At 72.8% G+C, this 19,743-nt stretch carries 20 protein-coding genes; 3 read left to right on the top strand and 17 right to left on the bottom strand.

From position 1 onward, the window contains the following. Positions 1–3: 3 nt before the first annotated feature. Complete coding sequence (locus AC3YO9_RS01740) at positions 4–396, bottom strand: DUF4229 domain-containing protein (protein ID WP_127784049.1); 393 nt, start codon at positions 394–396, stop codon at positions 4–6. Positions 397–548: 152 nt separating this feature from the next. On the opposite strand from AC3YO9_RS01740, the gene AC3YO9_RS01745 reads away from it, so the two are divergent. Both AC3YO9_RS01745 and AC3YO9_RS01750 read left to right on the top strand, forming a co-directional pair. Next, a complete protein-coding gene (locus AC3YO9_RS01745; protein WP_127784050.1) occupies positions 549–773 on the top strand; it encodes a BldC family transcriptional regulator in 225 nt (74 codons plus the stop codon). A gap of 66 nt (positions 774–839) precedes the next feature. After that, complete coding sequence (locus AC3YO9_RS01750; protein ID WP_127784051.1) at positions 840–1,052, top strand: hypothetical protein; 213 nt, start codon at positions 840–842, stop codon at positions 1,050–1,052. A gap of 174 nt (positions 1,053–1,226) precedes the next feature. Here the strand turns inward: AC3YO9_RS01750 and AC3YO9_RS01755 are convergent, their stop codons facing one another. The 7 genes from AC3YO9_RS01755 to hemL form a co-directional block, all read right to left on the bottom strand. Then, complete coding sequence (locus AC3YO9_RS01755) at positions 1,227–2,345, bottom strand: MinD/ParA family ATP-binding protein (RefSeq protein ID WP_489982552.1); 1,119 nt, start codon at positions 2,343–2,345, stop codon at positions 1,227–1,229. Between the two features lie 376 nt (positions 2,346–2,721). After that, entirely contained in the window at positions 2,722–3,708 is a 987-nt protein-coding gene (ccsB, locus tag AC3YO9_RS01760; protein WP_127784052.1) for a c-type cytochrome biogenesis protein CcsB, read from the bottom strand. After that, entirely contained in the window at positions 3,708–5,423 is a 1,716-nt protein-coding gene (resB, locus tag AC3YO9_RS01765) for a cytochrome c biogenesis protein ResB (protein WP_489981924.1), read from the bottom strand. Before resB ends, ccsB begins: the two co-directional genes overlap by 1 nt. Positions 5,424–5,449: 26 nt before the next feature. After that, the gene (locus AC3YO9_RS01770; protein WP_127784054.1) at positions 5,450–6,256 is read right to left on the bottom strand and encodes a cytochrome c biogenesis CcdA family protein; all 807 of its coding nucleotides are present in this window, start codon (positions 6,254–6,256) and stop codon (positions 5,450–5,452) included. After that, positions 6,253–6,885: a TlpA disulfide reductase family protein gene (locus AC3YO9_RS01775; RefSeq protein ID WP_489981925.1), complete on the bottom strand. Its 633-nt coding sequence runs from the start codon at positions 6,883–6,885 to the stop codon at positions 6,253–6,255. Before AC3YO9_RS01775 ends, AC3YO9_RS01770 begins: the two co-directional genes overlap by 4 nt. Next, positions 6,882–7,541 carry a histidine phosphatase family protein gene (locus AC3YO9_RS01780; RefSeq protein WP_127784938.1) on the bottom strand — a complete coding sequence of 220 codons (660 nt, stop codon included), beginning with the start codon at positions 7,539–7,541 and terminating at the stop codon, positions 6,882–6,884. Before AC3YO9_RS01780 ends, AC3YO9_RS01775 begins: the two co-directional genes overlap by 4 nt. A 41-nt stretch (positions 7,542–7,582) precedes the next feature. Beyond that, complete coding sequence (hemL, locus tag AC3YO9_RS01785; RefSeq protein WP_241249949.1) at positions 7,583–8,866, bottom strand: glutamate-1-semialdehyde 2,1-aminomutase; 1,284 nt, start codon at positions 8,864–8,866, stop codon at positions 7,583–7,585. 292 nt (positions 8,867–9,158) lie between these two features. On the opposite strand from hemL, the gene AC3YO9_RS01790 reads away from it, so the two are divergent. Beyond that, on the top strand, positions 9,159–11,402 hold the full coding sequence (locus AC3YO9_RS01790; RefSeq protein WP_489981926.1) for an MMPL family transporter: 2,244 nt from the start codon (positions 9,159–9,161) through the stop codon (positions 11,400–11,402). Positions 11,403–11,478: 76 nt separating this feature from the next. Here the strand turns inward: AC3YO9_RS01790 and AC3YO9_RS01795 are convergent, their stop codons facing one another. The 9 genes from AC3YO9_RS01795 to AC3YO9_RS01835 form a co-directional block, all read right to left on the bottom strand. Next, positions 11,479–11,751, bottom strand: a complete 273-nt coding sequence (locus AC3YO9_RS01795) for a hypothetical protein (RefSeq protein WP_489981927.1) — start codon at positions 11,749–11,751, stop codon at positions 11,479–11,481. Further along, the gene (locus AC3YO9_RS01800; RefSeq protein ID WP_489981928.1) at positions 11,748–12,215 is read right to left on the bottom strand and encodes a hypothetical protein; all 468 of its coding nucleotides are present in this window, start codon (positions 12,213–12,215) and stop codon (positions 11,748–11,750) included. The genes AC3YO9_RS01795 and AC3YO9_RS01800 overlap by 4 nt, the downstream gene beginning before the upstream one ends. Next, positions 12,212–12,775 carry a hypothetical protein gene (locus AC3YO9_RS01805; RefSeq protein WP_489981929.1) on the bottom strand — a complete coding sequence of 188 codons (564 nt, stop codon included), beginning with the start codon at positions 12,773–12,775 and terminating at the stop codon, positions 12,212–12,214. The genes AC3YO9_RS01800 and AC3YO9_RS01805 overlap by 4 nt, the downstream gene beginning before the upstream one ends. Further along, the gene (gene hemB / locus AC3YO9_RS01810; RefSeq protein ID WP_489981930.1) at positions 12,772–13,743 is read right to left on the bottom strand and encodes a porphobilinogen synthase; all 972 of its coding nucleotides are present in this window, start codon (positions 13,741–13,743) and stop codon (positions 12,772–12,774) included. The genes AC3YO9_RS01805 and hemB overlap by 4 nt, the downstream gene beginning before the upstream one ends. Positions 13,744–13,764: 21 nt before the next feature. Then, entirely contained in the window at positions 13,765–15,330 is a 1,566-nt protein-coding gene (locus AC3YO9_RS01815; RefSeq protein WP_127784061.1) for a bifunctional uroporphyrinogen-III C-methyltransferase/uroporphyrinogen-III synthase, read from the bottom strand. Then, positions 15,327–16,298 (bottom strand): hydroxymethylbilane synthase, encoded by a 972-nt coding sequence (gene hemC, locus AC3YO9_RS01820; protein ID WP_489981931.1) that lies wholly within the window; start codon positions 16,296–16,298, stop codon positions 15,327–15,329. The genes AC3YO9_RS01815 and hemC overlap by 4 nt, the downstream gene beginning before the upstream one ends. Then, the gene (locus AC3YO9_RS01825; RefSeq protein ID WP_489981932.1) at positions 16,295–17,791 is read right to left on the bottom strand and encodes a glutamyl-tRNA reductase; all 1,497 of its coding nucleotides are present in this window, start codon (positions 17,789–17,791) and stop codon (positions 16,295–16,297) included. Before AC3YO9_RS01825 ends, hemC begins: the two co-directional genes overlap by 4 nt. Then, complete coding sequence (locus AC3YO9_RS01830; RefSeq protein ID WP_127784939.1) at positions 17,788–18,582, bottom strand: redox-sensing transcriptional repressor Rex; 795 nt, start codon at positions 18,580–18,582, stop codon at positions 17,788–17,790. Before AC3YO9_RS01830 ends, AC3YO9_RS01825 begins: the two co-directional genes overlap by 4 nt. 410 nt (positions 18,583–18,992) lie before the next feature. Then, positions 18,993–19,676 carry a fasciclin domain-containing protein gene (locus tag AC3YO9_RS01835; RefSeq protein WP_489981933.1) on the bottom strand — a complete coding sequence of 228 codons (684 nt, stop codon included), beginning with the start codon at positions 19,674–19,676 and terminating at the stop codon, positions 18,993–18,995. Positions 19,677–19,743: the final 67 nt, after the last annotated feature.

Below are 19,743 nucleotides of genomic sequence, written 5' to 3' on the forward strand. Positions count from 1 at the left end.
CGCTCAGCCGTCCCCGCGCAGCTGGGCGCGCAGGTGGGCCTTGTCCTCGCGGCGGCGGGCGCCCACCACGTCCAGGTCGCCGGCCAGCCGCACCCGCATGCGGGCCAGCAGCACGTACGACAGCGGCAGCTGGATCACCACGCCGATGGCCAGTGCCACGATCAGCGGGATGGTCACGTCGAGCAGGGCGGCGGCGCCGAGCAGGATGGCCACCACGACCACGACGATGAGCAGCCGCGCGCCGGTGTAGGCCAGCACGTTGAGCATCAGGGAGCGCTTGGCCACCCGGACGTCGGGCTGGGGCTCGGCGGCCGCCGACCGGGTGCTGGACCGCTGCTGCGCAGACGCAGATGCCGGGGACGAGGAGGACGGGGAGCTGGGGTCAGAGTGCGCCACGAGTCCAGGTTACGCGGGCCGGACGTATGCCCGGGACGTCCCTTTTGCCCCTTACTTGCTCTTTACCAGCGCACAACCACTCGAGTACCTGGAGGTTTCGCTGTCACTATGACGGCGCACGTCCGAATCGTCTGGAATGCTGGAGGCACCCCATGGCACTCACACCACTGGTCACCACGTCGCGCTCGGAGCGTTTGCTGACCCCCGGAGAGGTCGCCACCATGTTCCGGGTGGATCCCAAGACCGTGACCCGTTGGGCCTCGGCCGGTCGACTCGGCTCCATCCGCACCCCGGGTGGCCACCGCCGCTTCCGGGAGTCCGAGGTGCAGGCGCTCATCACCGCGCTCACCACCGAGCCGACCAGCGACGCGGTCTAGGCCTCCGGCCGGGGGTCGCCGGCAGCGTCTGGCAGACGGGCTAGCCTGGCACCAGGAGGTGCGCCCGTGCTCTACCTAGCTGCCATCATCGTGCTCGTCGCCCTGACCGCGCTCTGCTGGAAGGCGTTTGGCCCCCAACAGCCGGCCAGGCCCACCCGCAGCCGCACCACGCGGGTGGTGGGGCCCGACGACGACCCGGACTTCCTGCGCCGGCTCGACCCAGGAAGCAACGGGCGCCGGGGCAACGGCGAGACCGACTCGATCCCCCCGCCAGACTGATCACCACCACCGAACGCCGCTCAGCCCCGCGCTGGGCGGCGTTCGGCGCTCCGGGGGCAGCCCCGGCCGGGTCACCTCCACCGCTACCGACACCGCTACCGACGCACGCCACCGCCGTACTCGGTAGCGGTTGCAGACTCCCTGGGCGCCGCTAGGGCGTACTTGCAGACGCCCCTACCGGGCGGCGAAGGCAGGGAAGTCGTCGGCGATGGTGGCCGCCAGGTCCAGCATGGCCGCGCGGGTGCCCAGCCGCAGCCGCTCCAGGTCGACCTCCGCGCCCTCCTCCAGGTGCGGGTCGAACGGCAGCACGTGCACCGCGCGGCACCGGGCGGCGAAGTGCTCCACCAGCTTGTTGACGTCGACCTTGCCCGACCCGGCGCGCACCGCGTTGATCACCGCCACCGAGCGCCGCACCAGGTCCTGGTAGCCGTGCATGTCCAGCCAGTCCAGGGTGGCCGCCGCGCTGCGGGCACCGTCGATGGACGTGGAGCTGACCAGCACCAGGCAGTCGGCCTCGTCCAGCACCCCCTTCATCGCCGAGTGCATCAGACCGGTGCCGCAGTCGGTGAGCACGATGTTGTAGAAGTGCTCGAGCAGGTCCACCGTGCGCCGGTAGTCCTCCTCGCTGAACGCCTCGGACACGGCTGGGTCGCTGTCGCTGGCCAGCACCTCCAGCCGGGAGGGCCCCTGCGAGGTGTAGGCGCGCACGTCGCTGTACCGGGTGATCCGGTGGGCGTCGCGCAGCAGGTGCCGCACCGTGGCCGCGGTCTCCAGCGGGATCTTCTGGCTCAACGTGCCGCGATCGGGGTTGGCGTCCACCGCGACCACCCGGTCGCCGCGCAGCGAGGCGAACGTGGAGCCCAGGGTCACCGTGGTGGTGGTCTTGCCCACGCCGCCCTTCAGGCTGAGCATGGCGATCTTGTAGCAGCCCTGCAGCGGCTGGTTGATCCGCGCCACCAGCTCGGCGCGGGCGAGGTCGGCGGCGCTGGGACCGAGGTTCACGGTGCGCCCGGACGCCAGGTACACGGCCTTGCGCCAGCCGCTGCGCGGCACGCTGCGCGGCTGGGCCAGCAGTGACGCGGCTGAGAGGTCCTCCACCGTGAGCGTGCGCTCCCCGGTGCCCCGCGGGGTCTGGTCGGGCACAGCGGGCTGTGGCGGCACGGCGTAGGAGTAGCCCACCGCGGGCTGCTGCGGCACCTGCAGCGGCGGGGCCGCCTGGGGCGGGGCCGAGGGGTGCGGGTCCCGGGGCGAGCCCTGCGGGGACAGCGGCGTCGGCATCGGCCCGGTCTGCAGGGCCGCGCCGCCCCGGCTCGCCGAGTGCGCCCCGCCCCCGCCGTGCGTGCCGGCCGGGGGCTCGCGGCGCTCCCGCGGGGAGGTCTGCTGCTGGGGTGGTTGGGGCGGATTGGCGGAGGACTCTGCCCACCCCGGCGATGCCGGGCCTGGGTCCTGCTGGTCACTCACCCGTGTTGCTCCCCTCGCTCCGCTCGGCGGCCACACACCCCGACGTGTGCTGCCGCTGGTCGCAGCGGCAACGCAGGCCAGCACCAACGCTATCGAAGACTGCGCTGGCGTGTGGGAAACCTCGCACAACCCCCGAACGGCAGGACGAACAACGACGCACCGCGGCTCAGTGCCGCGGTGCGTCGTTGTGCCAGAGGTGAAGTGGTGGTCAGTTGAGCCCTGCGTAGGAGTGCAGGCCGGACACCACCATGTTGATGAAGAAGAGGTTGAACATCATCACCGCGAGGCCGGCGATGTTGATCCAGGCCGCGCGGGTGTTGCGCCAGCCCGCGGTGGCGCGGGCGTGCAGGTAGGCCGCGTAGAGCACCCACGCGATGAAGGCCGTCGTCTCCTTGGGGTCCCAGCCCCAGAACCGGCCCCAGGCTGCCTCCGCCCAGATGGCGCCCAGGATGACCCCCGCGGTGAACAGCGGGAAGCCGAAGATGGCGGTGCGGTAGGCAACCCGGTCGAGCGCGGCGTCGGTGGGCATGCGCAGCGCGAGCCGGCCCAGCGCCGAGGAGCCCTCGCTGCCTGCCGGGTGGCGGCGGCGCAGCAGGAACAGCAGGCTGGCCACGCCGGAGACCATCATCACCGCGGTGGAGGCGGTGATCACCGAGACGTGGATGACCAGCCAGTACGAGCGCAGCGCCGGCACCACCGGGGCGGTGCGGGCGTACAGGACGGTGCCGGCCAGGAACATCAGCAAGATCACCGGGGCGAGCAGGAAGACGGTCAGCTGCCGCATGCCGGGCTTGCGGATCACCACCAGCCACGCCGCAACCGCGATGGCGCACATCAGCGAGACGAACTCGTACATGTTGCCCCAGGGCGCCCGGCTCGCCGCCATGCCGCGCAGCACCAGGGAGGCGACGTTGAGCAGCATGCCGAGCGCCACCAGGGCGACTCCCATGCGGCCGAAGCGCTCCGAGACCGGACGGGTCGGTGCGGCCTCCACCCGGCCGGGGCCGGTCGGCGTGCTGCCGGCGCCGACGAGCGCCTTCTCCCGGGTGCGGGACCCGGCGGCCCGGGACTGCAGCACGCCGTTGCGCGAGCCGGCGAAGTCCACCAGGACGAAGACCAGCGCCAGGATGTAGACCGCGATCGAGGAGCCGAAGGCGAGGTCGCTGTAGCGCGACAGGTCAGGATCGATGGGCATTAGGAGCGACCGTCCTCTGGATCGGGTGACTGTGACGCGGGCTCGGTGGAGCCGGGCTGGGTGCTGCGGGAGTGCGCGGCGCTGTTGTCGGGGCCGTCGGTGCTGACGAGCTCCTCGGAGAGGTGAGTGAACTCCTCGCCCCAGCCCGCCTGGTCGGTGCGGGCCAGCCCCCCTAGCTCGATGACGGTACGGCCTGTCGGGGTCCCGTCGGTAGCGGTGGCCGGGGTGAGCCTCGCCCAGACCCGGCGCCGCTTGACCAGCAGCGACACCATCAGGCCCGCGGTCATGGTGAGTGCGAAGACCAGCACGTACATCTGCGCCGGGTCGTGGGAGGTCTGCAGCGAAACCCACTCCTCCACGCCGTCGAGCTTCACCGTGGTGCCGTCGGGCAGGGTGGCGAGCTCGCCCGGGCGCAGGTTCACCCGCTCCTCCTTGACCAGCCGGCCGTCAGCCGCCAGCTGCGGGTCCAGGGAGAAGATGGACGAGGCCTTGCCCGCGTCCAGGCCGGTGTCGCCGCGGTAGATGTCCACCGCGACGGCCGGGTCCCGCAGGTCGGGGAACGACGAGCCCAGGATGGTGCCGTTGAACAGCGCGGTGGGGGCGAACAGGCCCTCGATGGCCAGCTGGTTCTTGCGGCGCTCCTCCGCGCTGGGGTACATCCCGGCCGGTGGGTCGATCCGCAGCGCACCCTCGGACAGCAGCGTGGTGGCGTCGGCCGGGCGGAACTGCACCATGTCGGTGCGAGTCTCGCCGTTGGGGTAGGTGACGGTGAACCGCGGGGCGTAGCCGTGGCCCAGCAGGTACACCCGCTCACCGCCGAGGCGCAGCGGCGAGTTCACCTTGAGGTCGTAGGGGCGCCAGGTGTTGGTCTGCAGGTCCTCGCCGGTCTGGTAGCTGACCTTGGCCTGGAAGGAGTCGGCCTGACCGGTCTCCAGGTAGTGCGCCTCGAAGGACTCGGTGCGCACGCAGAACGGCTCGAGGCCGGTGCCGTCGGCGCTGAGCCCGGCCCGGAAGGAGTCGTAGGCCGCCGTGGAGGTGTTGCAGAAGGTGGAACCTCCGCCGCCGTCGGCGATGGAGATGACCTGCCCCTCGTAGCCGAACAGCTTGCCCGCGGCGATGCCCACCAGCAGGCCCACCAGCGACAGGTGGAAGACCAGGTTGCCGGCCTCGCGCAGGTAGCCGCGCTCGGCGGAGATGGTCACCGCGCCGCTGGCCTCGGTGCGCCGGACGGTGCGCCAGCGGCGCAGCCGGCCCTGCACCAGTGCCGCGGCGCTGTCCACGTCGGTGGCCATCTCGGCGGTGTGGTGGTGCGGCAGCCGGGCCAGGTTGCGGGGAGTGGCCACCGGCTCCGAGCGCAGCACCCGGAAGTGCTCGACGGTGCGCGGCAGGATGCAGCCCACCAGGGAGATGAACAGCAGCACGTAGATGGCGGCGAACCAGGGGCTCGCGAAGACCTCGAACAGCCCCACCCGGTCGAACAGCGGGCCCAGCACCGAGTGCTCGGCGATGTAGTCGGCGACCTTGCCCTCGTTCAGGCTGCGCTGGGGCAGCAGCGCGCCGGGGATGGCCCCCAGCGCCAGCAGGAACAGCAGGATCAGCGCGGTGCGCATGCTCACCAGCACGCGCCAGGCGTTGCGGACGAGCTCCCAGGCTCGCCGGGGGGCGCTCGGCGGGGACGCCGGCGCGGGGCGCGGGCGGTCCTCAGTCACAGTCATGGCCGCTCACTCATTCGGAAGCTCGTTCATATCGGGAGGGTCACTTCGGCGATCGGCCCGTCACGCAGCCAGCCGACCAGGTCTGTCCAGGTGCCGGTGACCAGGGCTACGCCCACCGCCACCAGCGCGATGCCGCCGACCACCTGGATGGTGCGGGAGTGCCGGCGCAACCAGCCCACGCTGCGCAGCGCCCGGGTCGAGCCCAGCGCTAGCACCACGAACGGCAGCCCCAGGCCCAGGCAGTAGGCCACCACCAGCACCACGCCCCGGGCCGCGGTGGCCCCCTCGGTGCCGGCGGCCACCGACAGCACGCCCGTCAGCGTGGGGCCCAGGCACGGCGTCCAGCCCAGGCCGAACACCGCGCCCAGCAGCGGCGCGCCCACCAGGGCGGGGATGCGCCGGGGCTCGGGGCGGGTGTCGCGCTGCAGGGCGGGGACCAGGCCGACGAAGACCAGCCCCATGACGATGGTGACCACCCCGCCCACCCGCTGCAGCACCTCGGTGTTCAGCCGCAGCACCGAGATGAGGCCGAACACCGACACGGTGGCCAGCACGAACACCACGGTGAAGCCGGCGACGAACAGCCCGGCAGCCCCGGCCACCCGCCAGCGTCCGCTGGTGCGCACCTTGGTGTCGGTGGCGGTCACGGCCGGGGCGTCGGCGCCCACCACGCCGGCCAGGTAGGACAGGTAGCCCGGCACCAGCGGCACCACGCACGGCGAGGCGAACGAGACGATGCCGGCCAGCACGCACGCCGCGAGCGCGAGCAGCAGCGGCCCGGTGGCCGCGGTGCTCTGGAAGCTGTCGCCGATCCCCTCGGCCAGCACGGTCACGGCGACTCGGCGGCGAGCCGGGTCACCACGGGCAGCAGGTCGTCGGCGGTGAGGGTCTGCAGGAACACCGCCGCGACGCGGTGCTCGCGGTCCAGCACGATGGTGGAGGGGATGACGCTGGTGGGGTACTTGCTGCCCAGCGCGATGAGGCTGCGCATGGACGGGTCGTAGATCGACGGGTAGGTGATGTTGTTGTCCCGGACGAAGTCGCGCGGCTTGTCCTGCTGCGGGTCCTTGACGTTGATCCCGAGGAACTGCACGCCGGTGTCCTTGGTGTCGGCGTAGACCTTCTGCAGGGTGCCCGCCTCGGCCCGGCACGGGCCGCACCACTGGCCCCACAGGTTGATCACCACCACCTCGTCCTGGAACTGCCCCAGCGTGATCGGCTCGCCGGTGAGCAGGTCCGGACCGGTCAGGTTGCCGATGGTGCCGCGGGTGTCGGCGGGGTCGTAGGTCAGCGTGGTCTTGCCGCCCGGCGAGACGAAGTCGAAGGTGCCGCCCTGGGCCACCGCGTCCTGCCCGGTGGCACAGCCGGTGACCAGCACGGTCAGCCCGGCCAGCAGCGCCGTCCACACCTTGGCCCGCACGGCGGTGGCGCGGCGGGGCGTGCGGGTTGCGGGCGCAGTCATGCCCCGGTGACCCGGGGGTCGGAGGCTCCGGCGGGCTCGGAGTAGACCATGTCCACGATCTCGTCGCCCTCGAAGACGAGGCTGGTCAGCGAGGCCAGGCCGCACTGCCGCCGACGCGGGTCGTGCCAGAGCCGCTGACCCTGCACGAAGCGCCGCAGGGTCCACACCGGCAGCTGGTGGCTGACGCACACCGCCTCGTGCCCCTCGGCGGCGGCACGGGCGCGGTGCACGGCGCCGAGCATGCGGTGGGCGATCTCCAGGTACGGCTCGCCCCAGGACGGGGTGAACGGGTCGCGCAGCTTGCTCCAGTGCCGCGGCCGGCTCAGCGCGCCGTCACCCACCGCCACCCGCAGGCCCTCGAACTGGTTGCCGGCCTCGATCAGCCGGTCGTCGGTCTCGATGGTGAGCCCGTGCGCCTCGGCGACCGGCGCGGCCGTCTCCTGCGCCCGCTGCAGCGGGGAGGCCAGCACGTAGGTGACGTCGTGCCCGGACAGCGCCGAGGCCACCTTGCGAGCCTGGGCCTGCCCGGTCTCGGACAGCCGGAACCCGGGCAGGCGGCCGTAGAGGATGCCGTCGGGGTTGTGCACCTCACCGTGGCGGACCAGGTGGACGATCGTCCTGGGCAGCGAGCCCTGGGTCGGTGAGCCCTGGGGCAGGGGGCTCTGCGGCAGGGCGGTCTCGGGCTTGCTGGCGGGGCTCACTGGCCTGCTTCCTGTGTGGCCGCCGCAGCGGCGCGGGCCGCTGCCGGCAGGGCATCGGCGATCACCTCGAAGGCCTCGTCGTCCAGCGCCGCGGAGACGAACCACGTCTCGAAGGCGCTCGGCGGGGCGTACACGCCGCGCTCCAGCAGGGCGTGGAAGAACGGGGCGTAGCGCCACGTCTGGGTGGCCCTGACCTGGTCGTAGTCGCGCACCGGCGCGTCGGTGAAGAAGACGCTGAACATGCTGCTGGCGCGCTGCACCTGGTGAGCCACGCCCTCGGCGTCCAGCGCGGAGCTGATCAGTGCCTGCAGCCGCTCCGAGCTGCGGGTGAGGCCGGCGTAGACGTCGGCGTCGGCGGCGCGCAGGTTGGCCAGCCCCGCGGCGACGGCGACGGGGTTTCCGGAGAGCGTGCCCGCCTGGTAGACCGGGCCGGCCGGAGCGAGGTGGCTCATCACGTCGGCGCGGCCACCGAACGCAGCCGCAGGCAGGCCACCGGACATCACCTTGCCGAAGGTGTACAGGTCACCGGCCACACCCTCCACCCCGTACCAGCCCGAGGCGGAGGTGCGAAAGCCCGTCATGACCTCGTCCATGATCAGCAGGGCGCCGTGGTCGGCGCACAGCTGCTTGAGCCCGGCGTTGAAGCCCGGCTCCGGCGGCACGGTGCCCATGTTGCCGGCGGCGGCCTCGGTGATCACGCAGGCGATCTCGCTGCCCCGCTCGGCGAAGGCCGCGCGCACGGCGTCCAGGTCGTTGTAGGGCAGCACCAGGGTGTCGGCGGCCTGGGCGCCGGTGACGCCCGGCGAGGTGGGCAGCCCCAGGGTGGCCACGCCGGAGCCGGCGTCGGCGAGCAGCGCGTCCACGTGGCCGTGGTAGCAGCCGGCGAACTTGACGATGACGCTGCGACCGGTGAACCCCCGGGCCAGGCGCACGGCGCTCATGGTGGCCTCGGTGCCGGAGTTCACCAGGCGCACCTGCTCCACCGGCTCCACCCGGCGGACGATCTCCTCGGCCAGCTCCACCTCGCCCTCGGTGGGCGCGCCGAAGGACAGCCCCTGCGTGGCGGTGCGCTGCACGGCCTCCACCACGGCGGGGTGGGCGTGGCCCAGGATCATCGGACCCCACGAGCAGATCAGGTCCACGTAGCGGGCGCCGTCGACGTCGGTCAGCCACGGGCCGGCGGCGGAGGCGATGAAGCGCGGGGTGCCACCGACACCGGTGAAGGCCCGCACCGGGGAGTTGACCCCGCCGGGGGTGACGTCCGACGCCCGGGCGAACAGCGCCCGGGAGCGGGGTCCGGCGAAGGGGTCGGCAGGGGGCTGCGCGGCATCCCGGTCATCGTGCTTGGAAACAGTCACCAGGCCATTGTCCCAGTCCGGAACGGCCTGCGGCGGCTGGGGCCTGAGATCCTCACCACCGGCGCTGACCAGGGGTGGAAGCCCTGCGCGAAACCCCACACCGACCTCACCCGTGCCATGATCGAGATCACTGTGCATCGGTCCTTCAGCCGCTCGACGGCTGGCTGGTCCCTCCCTCGGATGACCCGACCCGGAGACCCAACCGGAGACCACGATGACCAAGACAGATGAGCCGACCCAACCGGACACCGGCCGCTCCCCGCTGGCCCGCGGCTTCCCCTTCTTCGCCATCATCGCAGTGGCGCTGCTGGCCCTGCTCGCCGGCGGGTTCGGCGGCAGCTACCAGGGCAAGCTCACCGAGGTCCAGAAGAACGACAACGCCTCGTACCTGCCAGCCACGGCGGAGTCGACCAAGGTGGGCGAGGAGTCGGCCCGCTTCCTGGACGTGGAGACCCTGCCCGGCTTCGTGGTGTTCCACCGCGAGACCGGCCTCACCGACCCCGACCGCGCCAGCCTCACCCAGGCCCTTGACGCCATCAAGGGTGTCGACGGCGTGCAGACCGCCGCCGTCACGGCGCCGCAGGTCTCCGCCGACGGCACCACTGCGTCCATCTACGCGCCGCTGGTGGCCAAGCAGGCCGGCGTGGGCGTGCCGGGCGACGAGCTGGTCACGGTGGAGGAGGACCTCCTGGCCGCCGCCCGAGCCGCGGTGACCGACGACCCGGGCTCGGCCGACCTGGCGGTGCACTCGGCGGGCCCGGGCGGGTTGCTGGTGGCCTTCATCGACGCCTTCAGCGGCATCGACGGCGTGCTGCTGGTCGCCGCAGGTTCGGTGGTCATCGCCATCCTGCTGGTGGTCTACCGCTCGCCCGTGCTGTGGTTCTTTCCGCTGTTCTCCGCACTGCTGGCGCTGGGCCTGTCGTCCATGCTCATCTACTTCCTGGCCGACGCCGACGTGGTCACCCTCACCGGGCAGAGCCAGGGCATCCTCTTCGTGCTCGTGCTGGGCGCCGGCACCGACTACGCCCTGCTGCTCATCTCCCGCTACCGCGAGGAGCTGCACAGCTGTCCCAGCCGAGCCGACGCGATGATCCGGGCCTGGCGGAGGTCGGCGCCGGCCATCGTGGCCTCGGCGGTCACGGTGATGGTGGGCCTGCTGTGCCTGACCTTCTCCGAGCTGCGCTCCAACCAGGGCCTGGGCCCGGTGGCCGCGATCGGCATCGCCTGCACGCTGCTGGTGATGATGACCTTCCTGCCGGTGGCGGTGGCCCTGGCCGGCCGCTGGGTGTTCTGGCCCCGCATCCCGCGGGTGGACCGCGCCGCCGACCTGGCCACCCACGGTCTGTGGGGGCGCATCGCGGCGGTGGTCGGCCGCCGCGACCGTCCCGCGTGGGTGGGGGCCACGGTGGCCCTGCTGCTGTGCGTCACCGGCATGGGCGCGCTGCAGACCGGCACGCTCAGCGCCTCCGAGGGCTTCACCAACCGCCCGGACGCCGTGGTCGGCCAGGAGCTCTACGACGCTGCCTTCGCCCGGGGCACCGGGGCCCCGGCGGTGATCACCACCAACGCCAGCGCCGTGGCTGAGGTGACCGCGGCGGCCGCCCAGGTGCCTGGCGTGGCCACCGCACCCGGCTCGGTGTGCGTGCAGGAGGACTACGCCAAGCTCGCCGCCCTCGGCGCCGGCTCCGGCGGTGCGGCCCCCGCGGCGGCGGCCCCCGCGTCCGGTTGCGTGCCGCCGGAGCTGCAGGTCACCCCGATCGACGGGCGCACCGTGGTCAACGCAGTGCTCGCCGACTCCTACGACTCCCCCGAGGCGCTGAACACCGTGGAGAACCTGCGGACGGCGCTGCACGCGGTGCCCGGCGCCGACGCCCGGGTCGGGGGCAGCTCGGCCAGCACCGTGGACGTGCAGGCCGCAGCGGTGCGCGACCGCAACCTCATCATCCCGGTGGTGCTGGTGGTGATCCTGCTGGTGCTCGCGCTGCTGCTGCGCTCGCTGCTGGCGCCGGTGCTGCTCATCGCCACGGTGGTGCTGTCCTTCGCCGCCACGCTCGGCGTGTGCGGGTTGGTGTTCGACCACGTCTTCGACTTCCCCGGCGCCGACCAGGAGTTCCCGCTGTTCGCCTTCGTCTTCCTGGTGGCCCTGGGCATCGACTACAACATCTTCCTGATGACCCGGATCCGGGAGGAGTCGCTGAAGCACGGGACGCGGGAGGGCGTGCTGCGCGGCCTCGCCGTCACCGGAGGCGTCATCACCTCGGCCGGGGTGGTGCTGGCCGCGACGTTCGCGGTCCTGGGAGTGCTGCCCGTGGTGTTCCTGGCCGAGCTGGGCTTCGCGGTGGCCTTCGGCGTGCTGCTGGACACCATCGTGGTGCGCAGCATCCTCGTCCCGGCTCTCTCGCACGACATCGGACGATCGATCTGGTGGCCATCGGCCCTCGCGAGAGCCGGCAGGTGAAGGGACCTGCCGCCACCTGAGCGACGCACAGACCCCATGCACTGCGTGCCGACCCCACCCCGGGACGGGGACGGGCTCAGCCCCGGACCAGCCCCGGTAGTGCGCCGGCCGACCACAGCCGGCGCAGCCCGTCCACGACGAGCAGCCCGGCCAGCACCACGCAGCCGATGGCCCCGCCCAGCCACGGACCGGAGTAGAAGGTGACCGGCTGCACGGTGGTGTCGGCGGTGTAGGGCGGGAAGTCGGCCACCTCGATGCCGCGGCTCCAGCACCAGACGGCAGCGACGACGAGGACCACCGCGAGCGCCGCCTGCACCACGGCGACCGGCACTGCCCAGGTGCGCCTCACGGGTGCACCACCTCCTGCAGCGCCGAGCGCAGCGCCCGGTCCTTGCGCGCCCACGCCTGCACCAGCCGACCGTCGGCGAGCTCCAGGCCCACCCCCACCCGGTGTCGGGGGACGCTGTGCGACTCCCCCAGCGCCCGGGCCAGCTCCCACGGCTCGAGCTCGTCGTCCCACGCCCGCTCACCGGGCTCGTCGAAGATGGCGGCGATCTCGCGCACGGGCAGCTCCTCGGTGCCCTGGCGCAGCACGGTGGGGGTCAGCTCGACCGTGCAGTGCTTGCGGGCGCCCACCACCTGCAGCGCGGCGATCCCGGCCAGCAGCAGCGCGATGGCGATGAGGGTGAACCAGTGCACGGGCACGCCCAGACCCAGCTCCAGCAGCACCGCCAGCAGGCAGAGCGCGGGTCCGTAGGCCACGGTGCGCCACCGTCCGCCGGGCTCGGCGAACAGCAGGGGCGAGGTGCTCACCGGCCTCGGGTGGGGGCGAGGAACTGCTTGGCCCCCTCGGAGTAGGTGCACACCACGGCGCAGGCGACGAGCAGCGCGTTGACCACCTGCAGCAGCGCGTCCAGCGGCTCTGCGCCGCTCACGGACACCGCGGTGGACACCACGTTGAGCACGGCCACCACGGTGAGCACCACCCTGGCCCACGCCGACCCCACGGCCAGGCGCCAGAGCAGGAAGAGCACCAGCGCCACCCACACGACGCTCTGCAGCACCACCGCGATCACCACGACCAGGTCGGGGTCCACGGTGGCCAGGTCGGGATTGCCGGACAGCTGCGCGTCGACCTCCTCGCGCAGGGCGGTGCGGGCGGTGCCGAAGGAGACCACCACGCCGATGACGCCGACCACCAGGCTGGCCAGCCAGAGGTAGATGGCCAGGCGCAGCTCGTGCGGCAGCGGAGGCCGGGGCGGGCGCGGGGCGCGGCCCGGCGGCGGGCCGCCCTGCCAACCCGGCGGCGGGCCGCCCTGCCAACCCGGCGGCGGGTACTGCCCACCCGGACCGGCCGGGGGTGGACCGTTCACCGCACCCACCCGGCGACCTCGGTCGCCCAGTAGGTCAGCACGATGTCGGCCCCGGCGCGGCGGATGCTGGTCACCGACTCCAGGATCGCCCGGTCCCGGTCGATCCAGCCGTTGGCCGCGGCGGCGGCGATCATCGCGTACTCGCCGGAGACCTGGTAGGCCGCCACCGGCAGCGGTGAGCGGTCGGCGGTCTCGCGCAGCACGTCGAGGTAGGACATGGCCGGCTTGACCATCACCATGTCGGCGCCCTCGGCGATGTCCAGGTCCACCTCACGGCGAGACTCCCGCCGGTTGGCCGGGTCCTGCTGGTAGGTCTTGCGGTCCCCGCGCAGGGTGGAGCCCACCGCCTCGCGGAAGGGCCCGTAGAAGGCCGAGGCGTACTTGGCCGAGTAGGCCAGGATGGCGGTGTCGGTGTGACCCACCAGGTCCAGGCCCATTCGGATGGCCTCCACCTGCCCGTCCATCATCCCGCTGGGGCCGACCACGTGCGCACCGCTGGCGGCCTGCACCGCCGCCATCTCCACGTAGAGCTCGAGGGTGGCGTCGTTGTCCACGCTGCCGTCCTCGGCGAGCACGCCGCAGTGGCCGTGGTCGGTGAACTCGTCCAGGCAGGTGTCGGCCATCAGCACCGTGTCCTCGCCCAGCTCCTCGCGCAGCGCCCGCAGGCCCACGTTGAGGATGCCGTTCTCGTCGATGGCACCGGACCCGGTGGCGTCGCGCTCCGCGGGCACGCCGAAGAGCATCAGCCCGCCGACGCCGGCCGCGGTGGCCTCCACCGCCGCCGCGCGCAGCGAGTCCAGCGTGTGCTGGACGACCCCGGGCATGGACTCGATCGGACGGGGCTCGGTGAGCCCCTCGGCCACGAACATCGGCAGCACCAGCTGCTGCGGGCGCACGGCGGTCTCTGCCACCAGCCTGCGCATCGCGGGGGTGCGGCGAAGTCGGCGGGGTCGGTCAATGGGAACCACGGGTGGTCTCCCCTTCTCTGGCTAGCGCCTGCTGCGGACCTTCTTGCGGGGCGGCGGGAGCGCGCCCTCGGCCCGAAGCCGGGCCGCATGCTCGGCGAGCGCGTCCACCAGCGACGGGATGTCGGCGGTCTCCGGCTGCACGTCCACCCGCAGGCCGAACTCCGCAGCAGTCTCGGCGGTCTTCGGTCCGATACAGGCAACGATGGTGCGGGCGTGTGGCTTCCCGGCGATGCCCACCAGGTTGCGCACCGTGGAGGAGGAGGTGAAGCAGACCGCGTCGAAGCCACCGGTCTTGATCATCTCGCGGGTGCTGGCCGCCGGCGGCGCCGCGCGCACGGTGCGGTAGGCGGTGACGTCGTCGATCTCCCACCCCCGCAGGCGCAGGCCCTCGGCCAGCGTCTCGGTGGCGATGTCGGCGCGGGGCAGCAGCACGCGGTCCACCGGGTCGAACACGTCGTCGTAGGGCGGGAAGTCGGCCAGCAGGCCCACGCTGGACTGCTCGCCGGAGGGCAGCAGCTCAGGGTGGATGCCGAAGCTGCGGACCTTCTCCGCGGTGGCCTCGCCCACGCAGGCGATCTTCACGCCGGAGAAGGCGCGCGCGTCCAGGCCGAAGTCGGCGAACTTCTCCCACACCGCACGGACGGCGTTGGTGGAGGTGAACACCACCCACTGGTAGCGCCCGTCCACCAGACCCTTGACCGCGCGCTCCATCTGGGCGGGGCTGCGGGGCGGCTCCACGGCGATGGTGGGGACCTCGACGGGGACGGCACCGTGGGTGCGCAGCCGCTCGCTCATCACGCCCGCCTGGTCCTTGGTGCGGGGCACCAGCACCTTCCAGCTGTACAGCGCCCGGGTCTCCCACCAGGAGAGCTTGTGCCGCTGGGTGACCAGCTTGCCGATGGTGAGCACCAGCGGGCCGGGCAGCGCGCCGCCGACCTCGTTGAGGGTGGCCAGCGTGGCGTCGAGGGTGCGCTGGTTGCAGGTGGTGCCGTTGGTGGTGATGGACACCGGAGTCTGCGAGGCCATGCCGTGCTCGACCAGCGCGCTGGCCGTCTCGGCCAGGTGGCCGGAGGTGGCGTTGAGCACCAGCGGGCCCGGGGCGGCTGCCACGGCCGCCCAGTTCACGTCACCGCGCACGTCGACCACGGTGTGCTCGGAGCCGATGGCGATGCCGGCGTAGGTGGGCACCGCGGTGGCACCGGTCAGGCCGGGCACGAACTCGAACTGCACGGAGGTGCGGGCCACGGCCTGCGCCTCGGCGACGACGGAGTCGGTGGACAGCGGGTCCCCAGCGACCAGGCGCACCACGTCGTGGCCGGCCTTGGCCTCGGCCACCAGCGCCTTGGCGACCTCGGCGGGCTCGCCCACGGCCGGGCGGACGTCGGCCACGGGGCCCTCGCCCTCGGCCGGCTCGGGCAGCGCGGTGCCGATCAGGTCAGCGACCCCGGTGGCCACGTCGTGGTCGAGGAAGGCCATCCTCGAGTGGGCGAGGACCGTTTGCGCCCGGACGGTGAGCAGCGCCGGGTCGCCTGGTCCGGACCCGATGAACAGGATCCGTCCAGGAGTGGTCTTGCGGGCTCTGCTCATGGGTGACTCTCCAGTGAGGGTTGTGGCTCTACAGGTGGTGCTTCGACGAGGTCGCGGGCGCCGAGGTCGAGCAGCTCGGCAGCCACCGACTCGCCCAGTGCGGTGGGATCGGTGAGTGCACCGACGCCGGACGCCCGCAGCACCTCAGATCCGTCGAGCGCTGCGACGCACGCTCGCAGCGAGATCTCCTCGATGATGCGGCCGTCGTCGGTGAGTGACTCGACGACCTCCGCGACTGCGCCGACGGGGGCCGTGCAGCCGGCTTCCAGCGCGGCGAGGAGCGCGCGCTCGGCCACAACCGTGGCACGTGCGGAGCGATCTTCCAAAGTTGACAGAAGACCGACGAGGTCCTCCTCCCCCGCACGGCACTCGATGGCCAGGGCGCCCTGGGCCGGGGCGGGCAGCATCTGCACGGGGTCGAAGGACTCGGTCACCTCACCGAGGCGACCCACCCGGGACAGCCCGGCACGGGCCAGCACGATCGCATCGAGCTCACCGTCGTGCACCCGGGCGAGCCGGGAGTCGATGTTGCCGCGCAGCGGCACCACGTCCAGGCCCAGGCCCAGGGCGTGCAGCTGGGCGATCCGTCGCGGCGCGGAGGTGCCCACCGTGGACCCGGCGGGCAGCTGGCCGAGCACCAGGCCGTCGCGGGCCACCAGGGCGTCGCGGGAATCCTCGCGCACCGGCACGGCCGCGATGACGAAGCGGGGGTCCTCGGCGGTGGGCAGGTCCTTGTAGCTGTGCACCGCCACGTCGACCTCGCCGTCGGCCAGGGCCTCGCGCAGGGCGGCGGTGAACACCCCGACGCCGATCTGCGCCACCGGGGCGGCCGAGGCGTCCCCGGCGGTGCGCACCACCACCAGCTCGGCCGGCTGGCCGTGCGCGATGAGCGCGTCCCTGATCGTTCCTGCCTGGGTGAGGGCCAGGTGGCTCCCTCGTGTACCGATTCGCAGTACTCCCGTGCTCACAGCTCTCCGTTCCCGTGGTGTCGTGCGGGGTCGGCGCTCGAGATGTACTCGGCCAGCGTCGCCTCGTTCATGGCTGCCTCGGTCAACGCGCTGTCCAGGACCGTGGGGACGTCGCTGGGGACGTCCGCGGCGATCGAGGACGGCACGACCGTGTGCGTGTTCGTGGTGGGCGGGTTCGTGGTGGAGGCCGCGACGGCGTCCACCGCGCCCGGCCCGAGCTCGAAGAGCTCGCGCAGCGCCTGGGCGTAGGTGTCGCCGCCGGGCGCGGCGGCCAGCTGCTTCACCCGCACCGTCGGGGCGTGCAGCAGCTTGTCCACCACGCGGCGCACCGCCCGGCCCACCTCGTCGCGCTCGACGTCGCCGAGCGTGGGCAGGCGGGTCTCCAGGCGGAGCAGCTCGGCCTCCACCACCTCCGCCGCGCGCCGACGCAGCGCGGTGACGGTGGGGGTGACCTCGGCGGCACGCTGGGCGGCGAGGTAGGTGGACAGCTCGGCGGCCACGATGGCGCGGGCGGCATCGGTGTCGGCCGAGGCCGCGTGGGCCTCCGGCGCGCGCTGCAGCGCCTCCAGCCCCACCAGCACCACGCCGGGCAGATCGGCCACGGCGGGCTCGACGTCGCGGGGCAGGCCCAGGTCGCAGATCACCAGGAGACCACGGTCGGGTGAGCGAGCGGCCAGCGCCCGGTGGGCCTGGGCGAGGGTGACCACCGCGCCGACCGCGCCGGTGCAGGTGACCAGCACGTCGGCGTCGGCCAGCACCGCAGGCAGCTCGTCCAGCCCCACGGCGCGCGCCTCCACGTTGCCCTCCGCGGCGGTGGCCGCCAGGTTCGCGGCGCGCTCGGGGGTGCGGTTGGCCACCACGATGCTGGCCACCCCGGCGCGCTGCAGCAGCGCGACCGCCAGGCCGCCCATCGCCCCGGCACCGAGCACCACGGCCTTGCGTGCGCTGAGGTCGTCCGAGCCCAGGGCCTTGGCCGCCCGCTGCAGCGCCACCGAGACCACCGAGGCACCGGCGGAGTCGATGCCGGTCTCGGAGTGCACCCGCTTGCCCACCCGCAGCGCCTGCTGCGCCAGCTCGTGGATGGTGCGGCCGGCGGTCTGCTCGGCGTCGGCGGCGGCGTAGGCGGACCGGATCTGGCCGAGGATCTGCTGCTCGCCCACCACCATGGAGTCCAGGCCGCTGGCCACCGAGAACAGGTGCTCCACCGCCGACTCGCTGTAGCGGACGTAGAGGTGGCGGGTGAGCTCGGCGACGTCGGACTGCGCGTGCTCGGCGAGCAGCTCGCCGACGTCGGTGAGGGCACCGTGGAAGGCATCGACCACCGCGTAGATCTCCACCCGGTTGCAGGTGGACACCAGCAGCGCCTCGGAGATGTGGGGAGAGCGCAGCAAGCCCTCCAGCAGCTTGGGACGCTCACCATCGGTGACGGCGACGCGCTCCAGCATGGTCACGGGGGCACTGCGGTGCGACATCCCCACGAGCAGAACACTCACGGCACAATCACCGATCCATCTCCTCCAGACCTCGTCTGCTCTGTAGCACCGGACTGGCCGGCCTGTTGGGTGCCCGCGGCGCGCCCGGCGGCGCGCCGGGCGCCGTGGAAGGAGAGCACCTGCATCTCCACGGCGAGGTCCACCCGCCGCACGTCCACGGTCTCGGGCACCTGCAGCGCCACCGGCGCGAAGTTGAGGATGCAGCCGACTCCGGCTGCCACCAGTCGGTCACACACCTGCTGCGCTGCGGCGGCGGGGGTGGCCACCACCCCGATGCTGATCTCCAGCTCTGCACACACGGCGTCGACGTCGTCGAGGTGCCGGATCTCCAGCTCACCCAGCCGGGTGCCCACCCGCGCGGGGTCGTTGTCGAACAGCGCGGTCACGGTGAAGCCGCGGTCAGCGAAACCGTCGTAGCCGGCCAGTGCGTGGCCGAGGTTGCCCACCCCCACCAGGGCCACCCGGTGGCGACGGTTCAGGCCCAGCGCCTGCTCGATGCGACCGACCAGGCGGGGCACGTCGTAGCCCACCCCACGGGTGCCGTTGGAGCCGAGGAAGGACAGGTCCTTGCGCAGCTTGGCCGAACCGACGCCGGCCAGCGCGGCCAGCTCCTCGCTGGAGACCGTGCGGGTGCCCGCCTCGACCAGCGAGCCCAGCACGCGCAGGTACAGCGCCAGCCGCGCCACCGTGGCCTCGGGCACCGCCCGCACCTCCTCGCCCGACCCCTGCTTGGGGCGCGAGGCGCCGACGGTAGACTCGCCCGCCTCTGCGGTGGCGCCAGCACGCGGCATCGTGCGAGGAGCACTCGGCTCGGTCACGATCAACTCCTCGCACGGGTGGGCTGGGCGAAAGCAGGACGTGGGCACACGGGTGCGCCGGTCGGGACGCAGCTCCGCCCGGGGGCTGAGGGGGTCTCAGAACCCACGGTAACCGCTTGTGAACGCCTGCACAAAGTCGTGGCGGTGTGTGCTGCAGCGCCCGTGACCTGCGCCGCACTCGCCGCCGCCCTGCTGCCCACACCCGGTTCTGCGCCTGGTCTGGGACGTTTCCGCCCTTTCCCTGCCGGTTCGCCGCGCCACCCGAGCGCGTTCGGTGCGACCGAGGTCACCTCGCCGTCGGCGGAGCGGACGCCAACGGGCGCCCCGGCGATGGCCGGGGCGCCCGTGGTGTGCGCTCGTTCGTGGAGCCGGGGAGGCTCAGCTCACTTCATGGCCGGCGGCATCAGCACCTGGCCGATGGCGAAGACCGTGGCGTTGGCGGTGGGGATGTTGCCGCAGGCGACCGGGACCTGGTTGATCAGCGGCGCCTGCGCGGTGCCGGTGATGGTGACCGACTCACCCTCGACGGACTTGACCGAGCCCGCCTTGACCAGGCCGGCGGCGTCGTAGCGCTGGGGCACGACGTGGTAGGTCAGGATCTTGGTGAGATCACCCTTCGGGTCCTTCAACAGGGTGTCCAGGGTGCCCGCCGGCAGCGCCGCGAACGCTGCGTCGGTGGGCGCGAACACGGTGTAGGCGGCGTCCGGCTTGTTCAGGGTGTCCACCAGCCCGGCCGCCTTGACGGCGGTGACCAGGGTGGAGAACAGTGGGTTGGCCGAGGCCGCGGTGGCGACCGGCTGGTTGACCATGCCCTCGGGCGAGCCCGGACCGGTCTTCGGCACGCTGGAGCACGCGGGTCCGAAGATGTCGGCAACCGTGGTGACCCCGCTGCTGGAGGCGGCTGCGGCCGCCGAGGACGGTGCCCCCGAGCTGGAGGCCGCCGCCGAGGTGGTGGGCGCCGCGGAGGTGGTCTCGGTGGAGGCCTCCTCCGAGTTGCTGCAGGCGGCGATGGACAGGGTGAGTGCCGCGAGCGCACCGACAGCTGCGAGTCGCTGAGTCTTTCTCATGTCAATGTCCTCCTGGTTCGTGCGAGCCCGGTCTTTCCGGGCCGTCTGATCAGGTCTTCGTGCCTCG

The organism is Rhodococcus sp. Z6_132 (assembly GCF_058133635.1).

What these genes read in the sequence shown, in the direction of transcription:
- AC3YO9_RS01790 (WP_489981926.1), top strand. Translation starts at nt 9,159, where the DNA reads ATGACCAAGACAGATGAGCCGACCCAACCGGACACCGGCCGCTCCCCG.
- AC3YO9_RS01815 (WP_127784061.1), bottom strand. Translation starts at nt 15,330, where the DNA reads ATGAGCAGAGCCCGCAAGACCACTCCTGGACGGATCCTGTTCATCGGG.
- AC3YO9_RS01745 (WP_127784050.1), top strand. Translation starts at nt 549, where the DNA reads ATGGCACTCACACCACTGGTCACCACGTCGCGCTCGGAGCGTTTGCTG.
- AC3YO9_RS01835 (WP_489981933.1), bottom strand. Translation starts at nt 19,676, where the DNA reads ATGAGAAAGACTCAGCGACTCGCAGCTGTCGGTGCGCTCGCGGCACTC.
- AC3YO9_RS01775 (WP_489981925.1), bottom strand. Translation starts at nt 6,885, where the DNA reads ATGACTGCGCCCGCAACCCGCACGCCCCGCCGCGCCACCGCCGTGCGG.
- resB (WP_489981924.1), bottom strand. Translation starts at nt 5,423, where the DNA reads ATGACTGTGACTGAGGACCGCCCGCGCCCCGCGCCGGCGTCCCCGCCG.
- AC3YO9_RS01830 (WP_127784939.1), bottom strand. Translation starts at nt 18,582, where the DNA reads ATGCCGCGTGCTGGCGCCACCGCAGAGGCGGGCGAGTCTACCGTCGGC.
- ccsB (WP_127784052.1), bottom strand. Translation starts at nt 3,708, where the DNA reads ATGCCCATCGATCCTGACCTGTCGCGCTACAGCGACCTCGCCTTCGGC.